Genomic DNA, 20,521 nt, shown 5'->3' on the forward strand with positions numbered 1-20,521 from the left:
TGGAATAAGAATTTTGCCTGGTAAAGTAACTTAGAGAAATTTTTGTTAAAATAAGAGGTAGAATTGGGCTGGTAAAACGGAGGGGTTAAAATGCAGGGTAACAAAGAAACTCCCGAACAAAAACGAGAGAGATTAAAACAACAAGAATTAAAAAGTAATCCAATGGGAAATATGAATGACACTTTTAATAGGGTAAACAGTGGAGCTCCAGATGTTGGGAGCTTAGGTTGGAAAGCTACAGGGGTTATCATTCTTGTAATCATAATTGGCTTCATTATTGCTTCACTCATCATAAATTAAAAGGGCGATTCTTCAATAGGGAGGTCGCTTTTTCCTTTTTCGACCAAAGGTGCAGTTTTATTGAAGATAAATTTCTGAGAGAGTTTTATCTCCTAGCAGGGAGTAAAGCTCTTTTTGTTGAATACCTTAATCCAAGGAGATGAAGAATATGGAATTCATTTTAGGTGCTCTTCCAGCTTTAATAGTTTTAGGTGTAATTGTATTTATAATATACTACTTACCTTTCCTAGCTAAAGATTCAAAAAAGATAACTGAATCTACTCAAGAAATAAACCAAAGTCTAAAAAACATTGTTAAGCAAAACGAAGAGATAATAAAGCTTTTAAACGAAAAAACAAATAAAACTTAAACATAGACCTGTTGAACAAAAGAGGCAGTTTTGTTGAAGAAGGCTCATACAAAACTGAAACCTTTTATAAGAAAAATTCGTAAAATAAGTAATCATTTAGTAGTGGTTGAAAGTATGAAAAAATACATTTTTTCAGTTTTAGGGGGATTCGTATGATTAAGGAATTCATAAGCCAACAAAAAGTAGAATACTGGTGGTTTTACTGCCGTTTACGCCGATCCTATTATGGCACATATAAATCCTAATGAAATTCACAAAAAGGATATTTTCGTCATAATTAAAAGTGATAAAACAATTTGGGCAACGAAAGTGAACCAGGAAGGCAAAGCCCACCATAATATTAAGTGGATAGAAATCATTAGAGATAATGTAAAGAAGAGAACAAGTCCAATTATGCCAAAGACATGTTACTTTGAAATTAAAAAAGGGGATTTATTTGGAACATATGTGATTTCGAGTGATCTAATTTTTAATGAATCCTATTCCGACAGTAAATCATATCTTAGTGTTTTAATAAATAACTAATGAAACTATAGATATTTTCACTATGGTAACGCGGCGTTGATCCAAGAAGGGTTAATGCCATTTTTTGTAGAAGTTATTCTACTAACGGGGCAGCATTTCTGTAATAATTGAAAATGAGTTTGAAGTTTGTGAAACTATGTCTTAAGCTAGGGGTAGCGTCAGGAAAATGCGGATTTACAACGATAAGGAAATTCCAAATTAAAAAGCCCAACTTCTCTGCAAATCAAAATAGAGAAATTGAGCTTTTCAGTTACTTCATTTATTTATTGAATTCATTAACTGGAAGAAGTATTCAGGTTTATGAGTCTTATTTAGGTTATACCATGAATGTAATGTATCTGGTGTAAATACATCTATTTTTTTCAGTACTTCCATCGCAAATTCCAAAGGAGCTACTCCTGATGCAGTAACTAAATTCGCATCAGATACCGCAGGTCCCAACTCATAAAACTTTTCTCCTTTATAATTAGGACATACCATATTAATATACTCTAAGTTATTACTTGTATGCTTTCTAGAATCTAGGTATCCCATATTCGCGAGGCCCTCAGTTGCACCACAAATCGCAGCAACAATAGTGCCAAGCTTTAAAGCTTGGCCAATTCTTTCCAAGATAGGTTGATGAATATCTTCTCTCCAAGTAGTCCCTCCTGGTAAAATTAAAAGATCTTTACTCTCAAGAGTACATTCATCAAGGGAAATATCTGGTTTTATGCTCAGTCCTCCCATGGTAGTAATAAGTCCTTTATTAGCTCCCACTGAAATTACTTTTAAAGGTGCTAAATCCTTTTTGAAATATCTTCCTGAGTTTAGTTCAGCAATTAAATGTCCATATTCCCAGTCTGACATTGTATTAAATACATAAAGATAAACTTTTTTTGTTTGCATCCAATAACACTCCAATCACAATTGATATAGCCTATTATAAAATAACTTCCCTGACAGCTAACGTCAGGGAAGTTATCATACTTGATAAAATTTTATTAATTCCGACAGAACTTCAACAAGTCTTTTCTTAAGACTTATTGGCTCAATAACTTGAATAGATTTACCGTACGGTAAAAGTAAATAAGGTACATATGTATGTATCATATCTTTTTCAAGAAGAAATACTGCTTGATTTGAAGTCCGTTCTTGTAAATAATGTCCTAAAAACCAATGTTGGCAAATATCATCCAACTCCCTTGTATTTCCATTAATAACTAAAGAAATAATCCCTTCCTTATCTTCTATAGTTGGAAGGAGGTTTTTCATAAAAAAGTCACGTGCTGAAAAGTTTTCTGGCCGGTTAAACTTATTTTCGATTAGCATTAGACTTTCAATTCGATCTACTCTAAAACTTCGGATATCATTCCTAAGATGACAAAATCCAATCACATACCACTTATTATTCCAATAAATAATTCTGTACGGATCAACCAATCTATACTTTGATTTCTCTTCGCCACTTTTATGGTATTGAATTTTTACAGTGTATCCGTCAGCTACGGCCTTCTCCAACTCCCTCAAAAATGGTTCCATGGAAAGGGAACTTAATCGACTTATTACTTCAAGACTGGTTAAATGTTGGTTTATCTTTGTTTCCTGCTCTTGATTTGAATATTTGCTTAGCTTTGAAATAGCTCTATTTAGTGCTTCACCACCATAATATCCGGCTTCTTCTGCAAATACAGCAGCATGATAAAGTGAGGTTTGCTCTTCAAAATCAAAAAAAAGAGGAGCTTCAATAAAACTGTTCAATAAAGTGTATCCACCGTTATGTCCTGGTTCTGAAATTATAGGTACGCCACTTGTTGAAAGTGTATCAATATAACGATACACAGTCCTTATATTCATCTCTAACTTTTCTGAAATTTGTTTTGCAGTAATTTTTTCACCTGAACTAAGCATCCATAGAATTGCTAGTATATTGTCAATTTTAGGCATATAATTCCACCTCTATATGGAATTTATTTTTTACTATATTTTCCGATTTTTAGTATAACCCGTCAACTGTTCCTTTCTGATAGCTTTCTATATAATGAGGCCCTAGACATACTTGTAATTTTACAAATTTGATTTACCAAGAAGGATCAATGCCCCTCTTTGTTGAATAGTAAAACAAGGTTGGGAACACTAAAATGAGGTGTTCAAATGATAAGGTCTATCATTTTATTAATAGCTATGATTTTTGTAATTGCCTCTAATAATGCAGGAGCACAAACTTCAGACTATACTGTGATAGCAAAGTCTGATAAAGAGAATATAACGATCTATGCCAAGAGATTGGAAGCTTGTATTATGACTTCAAAATTGACTTTAAGGGGACGAGGTTCTCAAGACCTTTTTGGATGAACGTTACTAATCCTTCCTTCGCCCCACAAATATTTTACGAAGACATAAACAAAGATGAGAAGAGAGAGTTAATCATAATCTTGACGAAAGGTTATGGTACAGGTGCCTTAATAGAAGAAGTTTATGTTTATAAAAATACAAATGGATTGATTGACTTACTTATTGATAATCCTTTGGCAATTATCCATAAAAACGTCAAAACTAAGTTAAAAACCGAAAAGGCCGAAGTCCGAATTAATGACAAAGTATATACAGTTGATATAACACCGATAACTTTCAAACCTAAACTTGGCGATGAGATAAGTTTTGGCAGTATTATTGATTATGAGTTAAGAGATAATCAACTAATTGCAATACTCCCAGGTCAAATCACTCCAGCAGCTATATTGGTGAGATAGTATTGTCTATGAATATCGAGACAAAATGTTTCAAGCAAAATCAATTGAATTTCAACCAGCTAAATTATGAGTTGTTCAAATTAACAGGTACAAAATTTAGTGTGGATTGCTGTAGCGGTCCTTTGTTATGTTTCTAAAGAGGCATTTAGATGAAGAAATATCCAAAGAAAAAAGAACCCTTTTTACAAAGGGTTCCTGCATTCGGTTACTTCGTTCGGTTTTAACCTTCTTCTTTGAAAATCAATAGCCTGCCACTCTATGGTTTTTTCGTTACTAAAAGTGATCGTCACTAAATCATTCGGGGGGCTATGTGCACCTTCAAATGTTGTTACCTGTACGATGACATTATATAAATAACTGCCTATTGGCAGCTTCTTAATTTGTGTTATTTTACCGCAGTAATTTTGTTTTATTTCGCCATATTGCTTCTTCAATTCCTGTTGAATTGAAGGATAAAGCATAATGAAAATTAAATCATCACGCAACTGTATTTCATCTCTTTTAGTTAGGGTTTCGGCTTGAGCAGGAGAAGAACAGAAAAAACTAAAGACGGTAATTAATATAAATAGGGTTTTCTTCATAGAATTCCTCCATTCAACGCTGCTCTTATTATATACAAATAAAGAAATTCTAATTAAACCAACGTGTTTTTCTAGTAGGGGGATGTATTTTCTCTATTTAATAAAAGAAGCAGTTTTGTGGAAGAAGTAATTGTTTAATACCAACTGTTGTGGCGTAAAAAAAAGACGGGTTTCCCCGTCTTTTTGTTTTGTTTATCAAGCTTATCTGAAATAGATTTAAGTATAATATTCTTTCCTCTTGTAGCTTAATAATCTTAATTAGAAACCAAATAACAAACACAATAGGGGCTAGGGATAGTAAAAGCGGAAGAATAGTGCCAAGTGTAGCTGCCATTTAAAAGTCTCCTTTTGTTTTGGAAAATTGTACCACGTAGGGTAATTGGTTAGTTTAAATAATATATAAATTATTACTGGATAGTAAGATTCAAAAGTGTTAAAGAATGTCTTGTTGAACAAAAGAAGCAGTTTTATTGAATAAGGATTTTCATATTAAAGGGGATTCTTCCTTCAATCTAGAACTATTATGATGAGTGAGTTTGTTTTAATAGAGGTGAAACCAATGGGGAATTTAAAAAAGTTAGAGCCAATAGAAGCAGCAAAACAGTTTATCAATGAACGTTTTCCTTATTGTCAGGGAGCTATATTAGCTGGGAGTGTTGTACGGGGAGAGCATACGGAAACATCTGACCTTGATATTGTTATATTCGATAGAAATCTTAATAGTTCATACAGAGAGTCGTTAATAATATTTGATTGGGCTATAGAGGTATTTGTACATAACCTAACCTCATATAAGGAATATTTTGAGATGGATTGTGATAGAGCGAGACCATCACTACCTAGAATGGTTTCGGAAGGGATCGTCCTGAAGGATGTTGGTATTATAGATTCAATTAAAAAAGAGGCTAATGAGTTATTAATTATGGGTCCAGAATTATGGTCTCTGGAAACGATTAATACAAAGCGTTATTTTATCTCGGATGCTCTGGCTGATTTTAAAGGTAGTTCTAATCGAGCAGAAGATATTTTTATAGCAAGTACACTAGCTGATTTAATGAGTGAATTTGTATTAAGAAGTAACGGCAAATGGATAGGTGCCTCAAAGTGGATAGTTCGATCATTAATAGAATTTGACAAGGACTTTACAACTCGTTTTGTCGAAGCATTTGATACATTTTATAAGACTGGTAAAAAAGGAAGAGTTATACAATTGGTTGAAGAAGTCTTGAAGCCATATGGCGGCGTGCTGTTTGAGGGTTTTTCCTTGGGCAAAAGTTAATTACTTCAACAAACGGGGCATTAGTCCAAGAAGGTTTAGTGCGTTTTAATGTTGAAGTTCTTATGTAGAAAAGGGCAGTCTTGTGTTGTGAAAGAAGGATTTTATAAAGCTCTTATAGAACTTGATAGGGAACAATTTTCTATAAGGAGAAGGTAAATGAAGAACCTTTTAATAGAATCTCACTGTATATTTCCAACTCATGATATAATAAAAACCGCCAATTTCTATGAACAAAAAATGGGGTTTAAGGCTGTTCATTACCTTAATACGATTGAACCTCATATTTGTTTATATCGTGATAATACAGAGATTATCTTAACTAAAACTAATGGACAGAAAGTAATTCCGAATAGAGACTTATATGGTTATGGGTACGATGCTTACTTTATTACAAAAAATCAAGAGGAACTTCAAGAAGAGCTGATCAATTGTAATGTGAAGATAGTCCGTTCATTAGATAATACCGATTATAATAATAATGAATTTGTTATTGAAGATATAGACGGAAGATGGATTGCTTTTGGGATTAAAGTAGGTTGAAGGTAAATCTACTAAAATTATAGGAGCTAGAGTTAAAGAAAGGGATCGCTGCAGCGATCTTTTTCTATTGAAACAAAGATTAATAAAGGTAAGACGAAATATGGCGTGACTAGATAAATTTATTTGTGGAGGTACATAATGGAGTTTTATAAATTCAATAAACCTAGTGGAAAAAAGATTAATAAATTCAATTCAAATTTTACTATGTCTCGTATTTTAAATACTGAAAATGCTGCTCATATAGGGTGTATGTACCTTGAAGAAAATGGTGTTATAGGTTACCACCAAGCAGTATAACCTCAACTTCTTTTAATTATGAATGGTGAAGGATATGTTCGAGGGGAAAAGGAAGTATATTATAAAGTTCAGTCGGGTGATGCTGTTTTCTGGGAGAAAGATGAGTGGCACGAAACCAAAACAGACAAAGGATTAACTGCTATTGTCATTGAAAGTGAAGAATTAAATCCGGCATCTTTTATGCCCTTTAAGTAATATAAGTTGTGCTTGAAAAGGTTGCTAAAGGTTAAAGATATACCTCTACTGCGTATGTTTTTCTTCAACAATAGAGGCAGCATTCCTGTAATGAATGGAAAATGAGGATGGATCTAAGCTAGTGATTGTGAACTTATACACTTAAAAAATGGGGGCTAGAGTTCAGATGGGGATTGCTACGGCGATCCTTTTTTGTTATTCAGCTATAGCTTTTTCAGCTCTCTATGCACTGTAGGAAATAAATGGTATAATCGGAATCTATTATTATTCGTTTATAAAGAAAAAAGAACATGCGGTAAATGATTATTTAGAACCTCTGTATCCTGGGGGTGGACAGAGGTTGTTTTGTAAGGGGGAAAGGAAAGTGAGTTTTCGGAAGTTTCACCGTAATATCAAAATTAGGATTGCTGAATCATTCCTGAGTTCATTGATAGGAGGGATGATTTTCCCATTCGCAGCAATCTACCTATCTCATCATTTTGGGACCAAGACAGCTGGAATTCTCCTGCTGGTCAACGTTGGAATCGGATTAGCGATCAACTTTTTTGGCGGGTACTTTTCGGATGCGTTTGGTCGGAAAAAGGTGATGGTTACCGCAGAGCTTATGCGGTTTATTGCGTTTAGTTTTATGATGCTCAGCAATTCACCATGGTTTACATCGCCTGAATTGACATTCTTGATGATGAGCGTAAACAGTATTTGTTGGGGGCTTGCCGGGCCCGCCGTCCAGGCAATGCTTATTGATGTCAGTAAGCCTGCAGAACGTAAGGAAGTGTTCACCATCATTTATTGGGCCAACAATTTATCCATAGCTCTAGGCGGACTGATAGGAGGGTACTTGTTCAAGGAATACCTCTTTGAGCTGCTCGTTGCCTTGTCTATCGCAGCATTATTTACATGGGCAATGATCAATTTCTTTATTGAAGAAACCTATTTTCCTGTGGATCAACATAGAAAATCATTGGCTTCGCATGGTAGAACAATGGTATCCGGCTACAGGCAGGTTCTCACTGACAAACTGTTTATTCTGTATGTATTGGCAGGGATTTTGGTCCTCTCGATGGAATTTCAGCTGACCAACTATATTTCAATCCGCTTGGCAAAAGAGATGCCCATCACCGAAATGTTCGGCTGGTCATTTGGCGGGATTGAAATGCTTGGCTTTTTGAGAACAGAAAATACGATCCTCGTCGTTGTAATGGCCTTATTCGCAGCGAAATTCGTGAAACGGTTCAAGGATCAATCTGTCCTGCTTGCCAGCTGTCTTGTGTTTGTTATCGGGTATGCTTTTATATCCTATTCCAACAATGTTTGGGTTCTGTTAATTGCCATGGTCATTGCAACAATAGCTGAAGTAATGCGCGTTCCCGTTCAACAGCAATACATGGCTGAATTGCCTCCAGAAAACGCAAGGAGTTCATATATGGCTGTGTCGAGCATGTCATATAATATTGCAATGCTGGTCTGCTCGATAACTGTTACAGTTAGTGTGTTCCTATCAAGCATCGGGACGACGATTTTTATATCGGGGATTGGACTTACAGGAGTCGCTACACTTTATTTGATTCTTCCTGCTTTGGACAAGAGGACAAAACAGAATCATCAGGTCATTGAAACAAGCGGGAAAGCAACCATGGTATAGAATTTTATTAAAATGTAACGTAACCATTTTTATTGAATTGCTGATAAAATGCAGCAGAGCAAACACTTTAAGCGGAAGATAATGAAAGAAAAACGGCATAGTATTACGCTTACGCTACAGGTATGATAACAAGGAAATTGCTAACCTTCTTAGGAATGGATCAACAGAGGCTGCTACGGCGGCCCTTTTGCTTATTCGAACAACAAAGCAGTATTCTTTAAGAAGGAACTGAATTAATGTACCTGAATCTGTTCATTTTAAGGAAAAAAATGTTAAAATTGAGCTAACAACTATAAGTTGCAGGAGGGGTTGTAGTGGTGAGGTTTGTTAATGATCTTGCAGAAGCTATTTACGACCTTTTTAAATTTATTATTAGATCCTTATGTTATCTAGTTGCAGGGATGATTATGGTTGGAGTTCCAATGTATATGATTGTTTGGCTATTCGGTATGTTTCAATGATTATATTTAAGTGTAGGCGATAGGGAGATCGCCTATTTCTTGTTTAACAAACGGTGCAGGATAATTGAAGAAGAGTTGTTGCTATAAAGGGATAATAAGAAGAGGAAGAGGGATAAATGTTTCCTACATTAGAGACAGAAAGATTGGTACTAAGAGAAATATCAAAGGAGGATGCAGAGGGGATATTTGCTTGTTTTTCTAATGTAAAAGTAACACGTTATTACGGGCAAGATACGTTAGAAAATATAGAACAAGCAGAAGCATTTGTTGACTTCTTTGCTAATAGTTTTAAGGAGAATAGAGGGATTCGTTGGGGAATAGAACTAAAAGGAACTCAGGGATTAATTGGTACTATTGGGTTTAACGCTTGGTCCACAAAGCATAAGCGAGCAGAGATAGGTTATGAGATACATCCTAATCATTGGAGAAAGGGATACACCTTTGAAGCCATATCTAAAGTAATTGAACACGGATTTAATGAATTCGGTCTAACTAGAATAGGTGCAGTTGTCTTTACTGATAATGAAGCTTCTAATAAGTTGTTAACCAAAATGGGATTTCTAAAAGAAGGTGTGCTAAGGGATTATATGTATCAAAATGGAGAGGCATATGATACATATGTGTATTCATTACTTAAATATAATAGAGAACGTTCTTCAGCCAATGGGGACAAGAGTTAAAAGTAAGGATTGCTACGGCGATCTTTTCCCTTCTAGTAGAAACAAAGCAGTGTTGTTGAAGAACAAGGATATATTAGGTTTAACTTTAGTTTTATAAAGCGATAAAGTGGAAGGACAATTATAGGGGGAATATTTATGGTAAAGCTAAAGTATTTTGAGCGTTCTGATTTCAAACAACTTATCAATTGGATTGATTCCCCTGCATTCTTACTTCAATGGGGAGGCCCAGGGTTTGATTATCCCTTGAATGATGCTCAATTAGAAAAGTATATTGAGAATGCTAATAATGAATACGCAGAAACAATGGTTTATAAAGTAATTGATAATGAAACTAATGAAACTATTGGTCATATCTCTTTGGGTAAAATTGATAGAAAGAACAAGTCTGCAAGAGTTGGAAAAGTATTAGTAGGTAATAAAAACACAAGAGGCAAAGGAATAGGTCAGCAAATGATTAAGGAAATCCTAAAAATCGCTTTCGATGAACTCCAACTACATAGAGTTAGTCTAGGAGTATTTGACTTTAATGATTCTGCCATCGCTTGTTACGAAAAAGCAGGATTTGTAAAAGAGGGTTTACTTCGAGATTCAAGAAAAAATGGTGAACAATACTGGAGTTTATGGGAAATGAGTATTTTAGAGAATGAATGGTTGAAAAACAAAAATGTTTAGTTATTATTTAATGAACCAAGGAGGTAGCGGCAGCACCTCTTTTTCTTATTCTAAAATTATTCTGTGAAGGGCTACACTTAAAGAATTGGGGCTTATGTTGAAATTGCTTCTTGTAGAATAGAAGCAGTTTAGTTTAAGTGAATTCTTTCACAATGTTAAACAAGAATTCGATTAAACTATTTACAATATTTCACTACTCGGACATCTATACAGCTCGCGACCAGTGGGGGCCGGTAAACTGGTAAACTATCCTCCCGTTCCCTAGATTGCCGGAATTATCACCCAGTTTGTTTCGGAAGCCACAAAGTTTGCAGTGGTCGACCGAGTAGGGGTAGGCTGTATGGTTGATCCTGCGGAGAGTGCTTCTTCAGATGTGCGGTATCGAATTGTCATCATAGCCATCTATTCACCTGCTTTTTGCTATTAAGTACAAAAAAATGTACTACACCAATTTTTATTGCTCTCTTCCAATAGATGAGAAATGATTTTATTCTGTATATGTAACACAAATATTCAACACGGTTAAGGAGCGTGGAAACTTGATTGAGCTTTCTCCAATTGATGTAGGTGGGCATACCTTTTTGGCGGTTACTGTTAAACTTCCTAAAACCACTCTGTTGTCTGTATCCAATAATAAGGGGTATATTATGTGCGGGGCTTTAGATGTGAAATTATTAAATGCAAAACTTGCCGATCGAAAAATAATTGCAGCACGAGCAGTTGGGGTTAAAACGATTGATCAACTCTTAAACGCGCCATTAGAATCTGTAACATATGAAGCAGAAAAATTAGGAATAAACAAAGGAATAATAGGTAAAGATGCATTGCTTAAAATGATTTAACCGTTTACAAGCTTGCTTAAGCGCAAATAATTAATTACTGAGAGGGGTATTTTTTCTCCCTAATCTTTCTTATTTAAAGATCGAACATCAAATCCAAGTAATGTTCAAAAAAGGATTGCCTCACACTTAGCCTAACATGCTAGGTGTGAGGCAATCCTATTATATTTTGGCAAGCTCCATAAGAAGAACTTGCTCATTTGTATGTCATAAAAATGGGTAGTAGCGAAGCCCTTACAGTTCATCCAAACTGACTTTCAACCTTAGATTTGGTTTTTGAATATTTGGGTAACATTCGTTACTTACTTTGATTAGTCTACTTGCTCACCAAATTTCTTCCCGAATTCTTCCATCAAATCAATAATAGGGATGAATTCTTCCCCTTTTGAGCTCAGTGAATATTCAACGCGAGGAGGAACCTCTGGATATATCTTGCGATTAATTAAACCATCTGTTTCTAGTTCTCGAAGTTGCTTTGTAAGAGAACCTTGTGAAATATCCCCTAAAAAAGCTTTGATTTCACTATAACGACGCTCTTTGGACTTTAAAAACCAAAGAATGAGGTATTTCCAACGTCCGGAAAGTATGTTTTGGGTATAAGCAATACCATATACTTCTCTCTGATCCTTTATATACTCTTTGTCAAAGCCATCCTTACATATTCTAGACACCTTTTCACCTGCTTTCTACGGTTAAGTACAAAAAAATGTACTAGGTCAATTTTTATTGCCCTCTTTAAGAAAATGAGAATTGGTTTTATTCTAGTGTATGTAATAAAATTACTCAAACAAGTCGATAGGGTACGAGTGTAATAAACAGAATCTGTACATTTCAGTTTGAAACAATTGATGTGGATCAAGGGTTCTATTTTATTGTTGGATCCAATAATTTTCACCTTCGATCTAGATGAATTTTGCCGATATAAATCTGAGTAGGTCCATTAAGATAATTTACACCTAAATCTCACTATGATATAGTTAGCCTACTAAATATATATATTATGACTAGCGGAGGTTTATGTATGAACCATAAGGTTGATTGCGATATTCGTCAGTCGTTAGATAAAATTTCATTTCAAATGCGTCGAGATTATAATGAAAGTCTTAGGGAACTTAATCTTTACGTGGGCCAAGATAATTTACTCTCTCGTTTGTGGCTAGGCGATGGGGTAACACAAATGCAACTATGTGAACATTTAAAATGTGAACCGCCTACGGTCACAAATATGGTTAAATCATTGGAGCAAAACGGATTTATATACCGTCAACGTGATAAACAAGATGCAAGGGTTATGCGAATTTATCTAACGGACAAAGGCAAAGAATTAGAGAAACCGGTTGAGTCCATATGGAAACAACAGCGAGAAAAACTACTCCATTCAATTTTACCGGAGGAACGCTTAATACTGAGGGATCTTATGAAGCGAATGGAGAGAAACTTAGAATAAGGTTTCTCTATTTATTTAGCATACTAAACACATCTATTTATTTAGCAACCTAAGTATTATATGCTTCTTGTATATGTATATCATTGCAGGTAATCACAGTTAATTAATTAGCAAGCTAAATAGTATTTCAATTTCTTCGATTTTTCGAAATATGATGGGAATATTACTTCAGGTTTTTGCTTACTTGGGGCCTATTAAAAATAAAGGAGAAAAAATACATGGAAAAAAGAAAACAGATGCAACTAGCACTACAAATGGTTTCTGGATATGGAGCTGAATTCAGCGCTTGGAGAATGCCTGGGACAGACCCAGCAGCCTACACAAATACGGATAGTTATGTGGAGGGGGCTAAATTAGCTGAACAAGGAAAATTTCAAATGATCTTCATCGCCGATACCCCTGGATTATACAATGACTTAGGCCCTCAGACTCCTATGTTCCCTATGGATCCTATGTTAGCTCTAATGGCTGTTGCCAGAGAAACGAAACATATTGGGCTTGTAGCAACACTATCAACGACATTCAATTATCCATATAACATAGCACGTCAGTTCAAAGCACTGGATGTTATAAGTCATGGACGTGTAGGGTGGAATGCTGTCACTACTTCAAATCCATTAGCGGCAGCAAATTTTGGTGCTCAGGTTGCGAGTCGCAAAGAACGTTATGAAATGGCTCATGAATCCATACAAATTGTCCAAGCATTATGGGGAAGTTGGGAAGAAGATGCTTGGACATTAGATGTAGAAGGCGGAAAATTTGCCGACATGGACAAAATTCAGCCTATCAATCTTCAAGGGCAGTATTATGCGTCTCGTGGTCCTTTGCCAATCCCACCTTCTGAGCAAGGTCAGCCAGTTATTTTCCAAGCAGGCGGAGGGGAATTAGGATTGGAATTGGCTGGAAGATACGCTTCTGGTGTCTATGCAAATCCTTATGATATCGAATCTGCTTGTGAACACAGGCAAGCGGTTCGACAAAGTGCTGCCCGTTTTGGCCGAAATCCTGATGACATTAAGATGTATGCAGGTTTTATGTTTTCCCTGGCATCAACTGAAGGAGAAGCTTTGGAACGACGAAGACAGCTTATGAGTTTTAACCCTGAGGAGATTCCAAGTAGGGTAAGATACCTTGGTTCCATGGTTGGTTTGCCACTATCGGTGCACTCAGTAGATATTGATCAACCTTTATCAGCTAACATGTTGAAACAGGCATATGCCAACCCAATGGATCCACGCTCTCACATAGCTTTACAGAAGCTGAGACAAGGGCTATCTATTCGAGACGTTCTTGCTCATGGTGTCATTAACTATCATCCAGTAGTGGCAGGGACCCCTGTACAGGTTGCCGACTTCTTGGAAAAATGGTTTTTGGCCGGTGCATGTGACGGTTTCTCGGTTGTTCCGGATATAGCCTATGATGGAGTTGCTGATTTTGTGGAACTGGTTGTCCCAATTTTGCAGGACCGCGGTTTGTTCCACAGGGAATATGAAGGAAAAACACTGCGCGAGAATATGGGAGTTCCTTACCAATACGGAATGCTGAAAGATAACAATAATTAATAGAGGAGAGGATTCAAATGAATAATACCCTTGAATTGCTTCATAATCATACATCCATTCGTTCTTTTACAAATCAACCATTAACAGAGGAACAACGAGATGCAATCTTTAAGGCAGCTAATCAAACTTCATCATTCAGTCTACTACAAGTGGTTTCTATCATTAGAATTACAGATCCAGAACTACGAAAAAAAGTGATGCAACTCTCTGTCAATCAACCTTATATTGAAGAAGCAGCAGAGTTTTGGATTTTTTGTGCAGATTTTAACAGAAATCATGAAATTGCACACAAGGTAGACCTGGACTATATTGAATACCTTTTAATAGGTACATTCGATGCTGGGCTAATGGCTCAAAATGCTTTAACTGCAGCAGAATCAATGGGACTCGGTGGTGTCTATATCGGTGGAGTAAGAGCTAATATTACAGAATTAACCGAGGTATTAAATTTACCAAAGTATGTGATTCCTTTAGTAGGGCTATGCATAGGACATCCTGCTGGAGAGAAGCCTGGACTAAAACCACGTTTACCCCAATCGATGGTCATGTTTGATAATCAGTATCAACCACTAGATGGAGAAAAATTAGCAACTTATGACCAACAGATGCGTGAGTATTACCGTAATCGTCCTGTTAGAGCGCCTTTCACAGTAAAGAAAGTAAAGGGGTGGACAGATCATATTGAGAATCATCTTGAAAGAAGCAGACTGCCTTTCATGCTTGAGTATTTAAACAAACAAGGTTTTGCTAAAAAATAATCTGATATTAACTAAAATTGATTTACGAGGAGATAAAATGAAGAATCAATACAATACGCGTGCCATTATGGCATCTCTACTTATCTGTGGTTTTGTTGGTATGTTTAGCGAGACCGCACTAAACATAGCCATGACTAATTTAATGGAAGTGTTCCAAATTACGGCTGCAACTGCACAGTGGTTAACAACCGGATTCTTGCTGACTCTTGGCATTTTAATGCCGATGAGCGGATTGCTACTGCAGAGGTTTACAACGAGACAGCTGTTCACAGGCTCGCTCATAAGTTTAATCATGGGTACACTCATTGCGGCGCTCGCGTTCAATTTTGAAATGTTGATGGTCGCTAGAGTTTTACAGGCGGCAGGCATGGGATTATTACTGCCGCTCATGTTCAATACGATTCTTGTCATATATCCGCCGGAAAAGCGGGGGGCGGCGATGGGATTCGTCGGACTTGTTATCATGTTTGCGCCAGCAACCGGCCCGACCATAGGCGGTCTATTAATCGAGTATTTAACATGGCATTATATCTTCTGGTTCTCGCTGCCGTTCCTGGTTATTGGGTTGTTGGTAGGGCTGAAGTATTTGGAAAATGTCACCGAGGTCACGAAGCCCCGGATCGATCTGCTGTCCGTCGCATTGTCAACGATCGGCTTTGGAGGAGTTGTCTTCGGCTTCAGTAAGGCTGGCGAAGGATCTGAAGGCTGGGGCAGTGCGGTTGTAGTCACTTCAATCATTGTTGGGCTCATCGCGCTGATGCTGTTCATACTGCGGCAGAACGTTATGCGCGATCCGATGATGAACCTGAGTGTTTTCAAGTATCCAATGTACGTCGTTGGGCTGCTTCTGGTAATGTCGTGTATGTTGATCATGATGTCGAGCATGATTATCCTGCCGATGTTTCTGCAGACGGGTGCAGGATTGTCTGTGTTCACTGCGGGACTCATGCTGTTGCCTGGCAGCGCGCTGAACGGTATCCTCTCCCCGCGTATGGGGCGCTTGTTCGATAAATATGGGCCGATATGGCTCGTTATTCCCGGACTCGTGATCGTTTCAGTCATGTTATGGTTCTTTACTACCCTGTCTCCTGCTTCTTCAGTGGCCTTTATCGTGGCTTTGCATATCGGGCTCATGGTTGGGGTAGGCATGATATGGATGCCTGCTCAAACGAACGGGCTAAATCAATTGCCGCCGGAGCTATACCCGCACGGCACGGCAGTCATGAACACCCTGCAGCAGGTTGTAGGTGCGATTGGAACAGCGGTTGCAATCAGTATCCTTTCGGGCGGTATGGAGAAATACTTGCACAATTCCTCCGCTCCGGCTAAACAGACGGAAATAGCAAACGCGATAACGGCTGGATCACAAAACGTGTTCTTGTTCACAATGATTATAGCACTGATTGGTTTGGTCATAGCGTTCTTCATCCGCCGCGTCGTAGTCAACCACAAGTTGATGAATTTACCACATTAATGTTTTTATAAAAAAACAGGGTCACTTAGTGGATAAAAATATATAAGTTGACCCTGTCTATTTATCTTATCTGGTGTTTACTTGTTATACACCCGATATATATAAGAGAAAAAAGTCTTATATAAATAGTTATTCTTCTAATGAAGAAAAAGGAGTTTTAGTAAATGGTCAACAATGAACTTTATAATGATCTACAGTTATCCATCTTAGATTTTGTACATGTACATCCTGGCAGTAACCCTATTCAAAGTTTAAAAAATTCAACGGAAGTGGTACAACTAGCTGAGAGATTAGGTTATAAGAGATACTGGTTCACGGAACATCATAATACTCCTAGCCAAATCAGTACATCTCCCGATTTGTTAAGTCTACACGCAGCTTCACATACCAAAAATATACGTGTAGGTTCAGGAGGGATTATGTTACCTAACCATAGTCCTCTGAAAGTGGTGGAAAACTTCACATTACTTGAAGCCCTCTATCCTGGTAGGATAGACCTTGGAATAGGAAGAGCATCGGGAACAGATGGTTTAACTGCATTAGCCTTACAACGTTCACAAGAGGCAGTTACTTCAAATGACTTTCCAGAACAATTAAATCAATTACTCTCGTTTTTTTCACGAAATTTCCAAGCTCATCATCCTTTCAAGAAGATAATCGTTCCAGGAAATGGATCATTAGTACCCGATATGTATATGTTAGGTTCCAGTCAGGGCGGTGTACAGTTCGCTATAGATAAAGGACTGGGTTTTGTGTTTGCAGCCCACTTAGCACCTAGGTTAGCTATTCCAATGCTTCGTTTCTATCGTGAAAATTTCAAGCCCTCTATATATATGAATGAGCCAAAAAGCATGTTAGCAATTGGAGTTATTACTGCAGAAACAGAGGAAGAGGCAAACTATTTGGCAGGTCCAGTGGAATTAATGTGGGCAAGAATGGAAACAGGTTCGCGCGATCTTACATTTCCATCACTAGAGGAAGCCAGCAAGCATGTTTATACACTACAGGAAGAGGCAGCACGAGAATATAATAAAGAACGTTTTGTTATTGGAAGTGCAGCCAATGTTGCTGAAAAATTAAAGCAATTGGCAAAAGAAGCTTTAGTAGATGAAATGATGATTGCTGATTTTTATCCTAGCCAAGAAAGCCGACTAAAAGGACACCAACTACTAGCAGAAGCGTTTGATCTTAAATCTAACTAGCTAACAAGAATAGAACGAATAGAACGAAAAGAAGGTGTTATAATGACAGAGAAAAAACAACTTAAAATTGGTGGAATTATAGATGGATTAGGCTGGAATTATATGGGGTGGCGTCACCCTGATATGCCCGCTAATGCCAGTGAGAGCATTGATTACTATGTACAAAAAGCTAAAAGGTTAGAAGAAGGAAAGTTTGACATGATCTTTTTAGCTGACGTCAGCCATATTGGACCAGGGATGATTCCTCATTATCTCAGTATGTTTGAAGGTGTAAGTATTCTGTCTGCCTTAAGCATGGTGACTCATTCTATTGGGCTTACTGCCACAATTGCAACTTCCTATGCGGATCCATTCACTGTTGCCCGTCAAATGGCTTCTCTTGATAAAATCAGTAATGGTCGGGCAGGATGGAATGCCATCACTTCGAATCCAGGAGGACTAGCGAATTATAGTCGCACTCATCTTTCTAAAGCAGACTTGTATCCAATGAATGAAGAATTTTTAGAGATTGTGGAAGGTCTTTGGGACTCCTATGAGGATGATGCATTTATACGAGATAAAAAAAGCGGAGTGTTCTTGGATCCACAAAAAATGCATGCTCTAAATTATAGAGGAAACTATTTTTCAGTGGATGGTCCGTTAAATATTAGCCGTTCCAGACAAGGGAGACCGGTTATTTTTCAAGCCGGCACTTCTCCGGATTTCATGAATATTGCTTCGAAGCATGCCGAGGGTTCATTGGTTAATGGGGAAGATTTTGAGTATGCGAAAGCATTCAGTCAGGAACTAAAGAGAAGGGTGAAATTAGAAGGTCGTTCACCTAATGACTTTTTAATCATGCCTACCCAAAACCCTATTGTAGGACGGACAGAAAAAGAAGCAGAGGAAAAATTCCAGGAACTGCAAGCGCTGTTGCCGATTTACCGTATACCAAAGCCAAAATTTTTTGGTTCGGCAGAAAAAGTAGCAGATCAAATTCAACACTGGTACGAGGCAGGGGCGATGGATCTATTGCTGATAAGACAGGAGCATCCTTCAGGATTTGATGACTTTATTGATTTAGTTGTTCCTATCTTACAAGAAAGAGGAATTTTCCGTAAAGAATATGAATCAAACACCTTACGTGGGAATTTAGGTTTACCTTATCCAGAGAATAGATATTCTATCTGATTATGAAGATTATACTTTGATTAAACAGAGGAGAGATGTGACCAATGAAAATGGAGGACATTATCCTCACCTGTATAAAAGAGCACCCAGGAATAAGCGCAAAGAAGATTGTTTCATGTTTGGATTCAAAAACAAACAATTTATTAGTAACGGAAGAAACAAATTCCCAAGGTTCTATATTTAAACAATTAAGAACCTTGAAGAAAAAAGGGAACCTTCATAATAGAGGTGATCGCTGGTACTTTATGAATCGTAATATAGGATAATGGGTATATGATATTTTTGAAGTGTTAATGTTAAATATGAACGACGAAAAAACAACAGTTATTGCATAGTACAACCCTACTACGCATTCAAACCAACATTTTATTTGTACTAACCTTTGTGAATGATTTCACTTAAAGTAACGGGGGCGATTGCTGAATAAAGGTATTCGCCTTTTCTTATTGAACAAACGTGGCAAATACTTAAAAATGAACTGTCTTTCCAGACAGTCCTTTAAGAATTTCTATATTTTTAATGAAGCCTACCATTACCCATATTATCATCGACTATATCGTTTACTTTTTCTACGGCTTGTTCCACCATTTCGTTAGCAATCATCACAACGTCTGTATCATATTTTGCTTCTTTTGACACATCGAACTGAAGTTTCTCAGCATAAGGTGCTGGTCTATTCATCATATGAGTAGACATAACCTCACAGAGAAGCTCGCGTCCTTTTTCGGCATTTAACTTTCCTGTACAAATATCGTGCATTACATTAATGGCAGTAAAATTAGCAGCCTCCATATCACAGCGGGAAGATACCTCGCCCCTTGTTTTTTCAACGATTATACTACCATCAAATTTCGCAAGCTCATTAAACATATCTTGGGGGACCTTATAATTAATAACTTGCTCGATAACATCGGTATGGGGTTGTGGAAAATCATGTGGGATTTCATCACGATAGACAATAGTCCGTTTCCACGGTCCATTGTTATACCAGATTAATCGACTTGGAATCGCTTCATTCGGAGGACCATATTGTTCAATTGTAAGATTTGCCGATTTCTTTGACATAGCATTCCAATCATTAATAATCGTTTGAACCTTTTCCATATCTTCAACAGTTTGAGTTATCTTTTCCGCTCCGCCAAAAGTTTGTACCTTTATATCGCTTGCCATTGAGATAGCAGTGGTTTTCCATTTTTCTTCTTGTTCCATATAATGATTTCACTCTCTTCATAATTTATTTATTATTATTTTTTGAAAAATCCTGAAATATATACGAAAGTGTTTTCCTTATTAAGCTAACGGGGGCTATTGTTTAATAAAGGGTTGCTGTGGTAGCCTTCTTTTTTTTCGCAATAATTCCAGTTTGTATTTTAATTGTTCCTGCATTTTTTTATCCTTGCTGAAGATAATAAGATCGGGGTGATAAAATGGCAACTGCTAAAATCGGGGACAATATATTGTTTAAGCGTGAAGGGCAAAACTATAAAGGAAATGTTACGGTTGTTAGAGAAAATTCTGTTATTGTTGAGTACGGGTACAATAAAGAAAAAAACCAACCACTTATAACCATAGTCAATCATAAAAATTATAAAATTACTAACTAAGCTTTGTGGGAAAATAGACTCAAAGTAACGGTGGTCATAATTAAAGAAGAAAGGACATAACATATAGCCAAAAAAAATATGTTATGTCCTTTTAGTTTATTTTATCTTTTTGGTAAATGCACTCCATTGCGTTCCCCTCATGAAGATGATGGGGTCTTACATAAAGCTTAATTAGCAACCACAAAGGAATTAGTAAAAAAGCACGCGAATCT

The 20,521-nt window shown here is 36.9% G+C and carries 26 protein-coding genes and 1 pseudogene; 19 read left to right on the forward strand and 8 right to left on the reverse strand.

Translation table 11 applies throughout. From position 1 onward, the window contains the following. Positions 1 to 90 precede the first annotated feature (90 nt). Entirely contained in the window at positions 91 to 300 is a 210-nt protein-coding gene (locus BKO01S_RS09015; protein ID WP_066052086.1) for a DUF6366 family protein, read from the forward strand. Between the two features lie 148 nt (positions 301 to 448). After that, positions 449 to 649: a hypothetical protein gene (locus BKO01S_RS09020; protein WP_066052088.1), complete on the forward strand. Its 201-nt coding sequence runs from the start codon at positions 449 to 451 to the stop codon at positions 647 to 649. Between the two features lie 780 nt (positions 650 to 1,429). Here the strand turns inward: BKO01S_RS09020 and BKO01S_RS09030 are convergent. The 3 genes from BKO01S_RS09030 to BKO01S_RS24335 all read right to left on the reverse strand — a co-directional run bounded on the left by BKO01S_RS09030 (position 1,430) and on the right by BKO01S_RS24335 (position 3,240). Then, positions 1,430 to 2,062: a type 1 glutamine amidotransferase family protein gene (locus BKO01S_RS09030; RefSeq protein ID WP_066052091.1), complete on the reverse strand. Its 633-nt coding sequence runs from the start codon at positions 2,060 to 2,062 to the stop codon at positions 1,430 to 1,432. Positions 2,063 to 2,137: 75 nt separating this feature from the next. Then, a complete protein-coding gene (locus BKO01S_RS09035; RefSeq protein ID WP_066052093.1) occupies positions 2,138 to 3,100 on the reverse strand; it encodes a helix-turn-helix transcriptional regulator in 963 nt (320 codons plus the stop codon). Between the two features lie 62 nt (positions 3,101 to 3,162). Then, positions 3,163 to 3,240, reverse strand: coding sequence for a helix-turn-helix domain-containing protein (locus BKO01S_RS24335; RefSeq protein ID WP_439951038.1), 78 nt, complete (start codon positions 3,238 to 3,240; stop codon positions 3,163 to 3,165). Between the two features lie 67 nt (positions 3,241 to 3,307). Here BKO01S_RS24335 and BKO01S_RS24825 point away from each other — a divergent pair, with 67 nt between their 5' ends. Together BKO01S_RS24825 and BKO01S_RS24830 are read left to right on the forward strand one after the other, a co-directional pair. Then, entirely contained in the window at positions 3,308 to 3,508 is a 201-nt protein-coding gene (locus BKO01S_RS24825) for a hypothetical protein (RefSeq protein WP_066052096.1), read from the forward strand. Beyond that, positions 3,505 to 3,906, forward strand: coding sequence for a hypothetical protein (locus tag BKO01S_RS24830; protein ID WP_066052099.1), 402 nt, complete (start codon positions 3,505 to 3,507; stop codon positions 3,904 to 3,906). Before BKO01S_RS24825 ends, BKO01S_RS24830 begins: the two co-directional genes overlap by 4 nt. A 182-nt stretch (positions 3,907 to 4,088) precedes the next feature. On the opposite strand, the gene BKO01S_RS09050 is transcribed toward BKO01S_RS24830, so the two are convergent. Both BKO01S_RS09050 and BKO01S_RS09055 read right to left on the reverse strand, forming a co-directional pair. Then, positions 4,089 to 4,487, reverse strand: a complete 399-nt coding sequence (locus BKO01S_RS09050) for a DUF3888 domain-containing protein (protein WP_066052100.1) — start codon at positions 4,485 to 4,487, stop codon at positions 4,089 to 4,091. Between the two features lie 97 nt (positions 4,488 to 4,584). Next, positions 4,585 to 4,821, reverse strand: a complete 237-nt coding sequence (locus BKO01S_RS09055) for a hypothetical protein (RefSeq protein ID WP_066052103.1) — start codon at positions 4,819 to 4,821, stop codon at positions 4,585 to 4,587. 225 nt (positions 4,822 to 5,046) lie between these two features. On the opposite strand from BKO01S_RS09055, the gene BKO01S_RS09060 reads away from it, so the two are divergent. The 7 genes and pseudogenes from BKO01S_RS09060 to BKO01S_RS09085 all read left to right on the forward strand — a co-directional run bounded on the left by BKO01S_RS09060 (position 5,047) and on the right by BKO01S_RS09085 (position 10,253). After that, positions 5,047 to 5,766 carry a nucleotidyltransferase domain-containing protein gene (locus BKO01S_RS09060; protein ID WP_066052751.1) on the forward strand — a complete coding sequence of 240 codons (720 nt, stop codon included), beginning with the start codon at positions 5,047 to 5,049 and terminating at the stop codon, positions 5,764 to 5,766. A gap of 156 nt (positions 5,767 to 5,922) precedes the next feature. Beyond that, a complete protein-coding gene (locus tag BKO01S_RS09065; protein WP_066052106.1) occupies positions 5,923 to 6,306 on the forward strand; it encodes a VOC family protein in 384 nt (127 codons plus the stop codon). A 138-nt stretch (positions 6,307 to 6,444) separates the two neighbouring features. After that, positions 6,445 to 6,798, forward strand: a pseudogene (locus BKO01S_RS09070) (cupin). A 439-nt stretch (positions 6,799 to 7,237) separates the two neighbouring features. Beyond that, complete coding sequence (locus BKO01S_RS09075; RefSeq protein WP_232311210.1) at positions 7,238 to 8,440, forward strand: MDR family MFS transporter; 1,203 nt, start codon at positions 7,238 to 7,240, stop codon at positions 8,438 to 8,440. A 314-nt stretch (positions 8,441 to 8,754) separates the two neighbouring features. Further along, positions 8,755 to 8,901 carry a hypothetical protein gene (locus BKO01S_RS24625; protein WP_175490437.1) on the forward strand — a complete coding sequence of 49 codons (147 nt, stop codon included), beginning with the start codon at positions 8,755 to 8,757 and terminating at the stop codon, positions 8,899 to 8,901. A gap of 116 nt (positions 8,902 to 9,017) precedes the next feature. Further along, positions 9,018 to 9,581 carry a GNAT family N-acetyltransferase gene (locus tag BKO01S_RS09080; protein ID WP_066052112.1) on the forward strand — a complete coding sequence of 188 codons (564 nt, stop codon included), beginning with the start codon at positions 9,018 to 9,020 and terminating at the stop codon, positions 9,579 to 9,581. 135 nt (positions 9,582 to 9,716) lie between these two features. After that, complete coding sequence (locus BKO01S_RS09085; protein ID WP_066052115.1) at positions 9,717 to 10,253, forward strand: GNAT family N-acetyltransferase; 537 nt, start codon at positions 9,717 to 9,719, stop codon at positions 10,251 to 10,253. A 261-nt stretch (positions 10,254 to 10,514) separates the two neighbouring features. Here BKO01S_RS09085 and BKO01S_RS25265 read toward each other — a convergent pair whose 3' ends face one another. After that, positions 10,515 to 10,655 (reverse strand): hypothetical protein, encoded by a 141-nt coding sequence (locus BKO01S_RS25265; RefSeq protein WP_157077343.1) that lies wholly within the window; start codon positions 10,653 to 10,655, stop codon positions 10,515 to 10,517. A 137-nt stretch (positions 10,656 to 10,792) separates the two neighbouring features. Between BKO01S_RS25265 and BKO01S_RS09090 the strand changes: the two genes are divergently transcribed. After that, positions 10,793 to 11,095 (forward strand): YunC family protein, encoded by a 303-nt coding sequence (locus BKO01S_RS09090; protein WP_066052118.1) that lies wholly within the window; start codon positions 10,793 to 10,795, stop codon positions 11,093 to 11,095. Between the two features lie 308 nt (positions 11,096 to 11,403). Here the strand turns inward: BKO01S_RS09090 and BKO01S_RS09095 are convergent, their stop codons facing one another. Next, positions 11,404 to 11,763, reverse strand: coding sequence for a winged helix-turn-helix transcriptional regulator (locus BKO01S_RS09095; RefSeq protein ID WP_066052121.1), 360 nt, complete (start codon positions 11,761 to 11,763; stop codon positions 11,404 to 11,406). Positions 11,764 to 12,113: 350 nt separating this feature from the next. Between BKO01S_RS09095 and BKO01S_RS09100 the strand changes: the two genes are divergently transcribed. The 6 genes from BKO01S_RS09100 (at position 12,114) to BKO01S_RS09125 (ending at position 18,705) form a co-directional block, all read left to right on the forward strand. Beyond that, positions 12,114 to 12,539, forward strand: coding sequence for a MarR family winged helix-turn-helix transcriptional regulator (locus BKO01S_RS09100; protein WP_066052126.1), 426 nt, complete (start codon positions 12,114 to 12,116; stop codon positions 12,537 to 12,539). Positions 12,540 to 12,757: 218 nt separating this feature from the next. Continuing rightward, complete coding sequence (locus BKO01S_RS09105; RefSeq protein ID WP_066052129.1) at positions 12,758 to 14,101, forward strand: NtaA/DmoA family FMN-dependent monooxygenase; 1,344 nt, start codon at positions 12,758 to 12,760, stop codon at positions 14,099 to 14,101. A 17-nt stretch (positions 14,102 to 14,118) separates the two neighbouring features. After that, positions 14,119 to 14,859 carry an oxygen-insensitive NADPH nitroreductase gene (gene nfsA / locus BKO01S_RS09110; RefSeq protein ID WP_066052133.1) on the forward strand — a complete coding sequence of 247 codons (741 nt, stop codon included), beginning with the start codon at positions 14,119 to 14,121 and terminating at the stop codon, positions 14,857 to 14,859. Between the two features lie 37 nt (positions 14,860 to 14,896). Then, positions 14,897 to 16,333: an MDR family MFS transporter gene (locus tag BKO01S_RS09115; protein ID WP_066052136.1), complete on the forward strand. Its 1,437-nt coding sequence runs from the start codon at positions 14,897 to 14,899 to the stop codon at positions 16,331 to 16,333. 164 nt (positions 16,334 to 16,497) lie between these two features. Continuing rightward, entirely contained in the window at positions 16,498 to 17,535 is a 1,038-nt protein-coding gene (locus BKO01S_RS09120) for an LLM class flavin-dependent oxidoreductase (protein ID WP_066052139.1), read from the forward strand. Between the two features lie 42 nt (positions 17,536 to 17,577). After that, the gene (locus tag BKO01S_RS09125; RefSeq protein WP_066052142.1) at positions 17,578 to 18,705 is read left to right on the forward strand and encodes an NtaA/DmoA family FMN-dependent monooxygenase; all 1,128 of its coding nucleotides are present in this window, start codon (positions 17,578 to 17,580) and stop codon (positions 18,703 to 18,705) included. Between the two features lie 516 nt (positions 18,706 to 19,221). On the opposite strand, the gene BKO01S_RS09135 is transcribed toward BKO01S_RS09125, so the two are convergent. Beyond that, positions 19,222 to 19,914 (reverse strand): hypothetical protein, encoded by a 693-nt coding sequence (locus BKO01S_RS09135; protein ID WP_066052148.1) that lies wholly within the window; start codon positions 19,912 to 19,914, stop codon positions 19,222 to 19,224. Positions 19,915 to 20,132: 218 nt separating this feature from the next. On the opposite strand from BKO01S_RS09135, the gene BKO01S_RS23890 reads away from it, so the two are divergent. Continuing rightward, entirely contained in the window at positions 20,133 to 20,309 is a 177-nt protein-coding gene (locus tag BKO01S_RS23890) for a DUF2187 family protein (protein WP_084362025.1), read from the forward strand. Positions 20,310 to 20,521 lie beyond the last annotated feature (212 nt).

The organism is Robertmurraya korlensis NBRC 107688, from assembly GCF_001591645.1.
In the GTDB taxonomy this organism is placed as follows: domain Bacteria; phylum Bacillota; class Bacilli; order Bacillales; family Cytobacillaceae; genus Robertmurraya_A.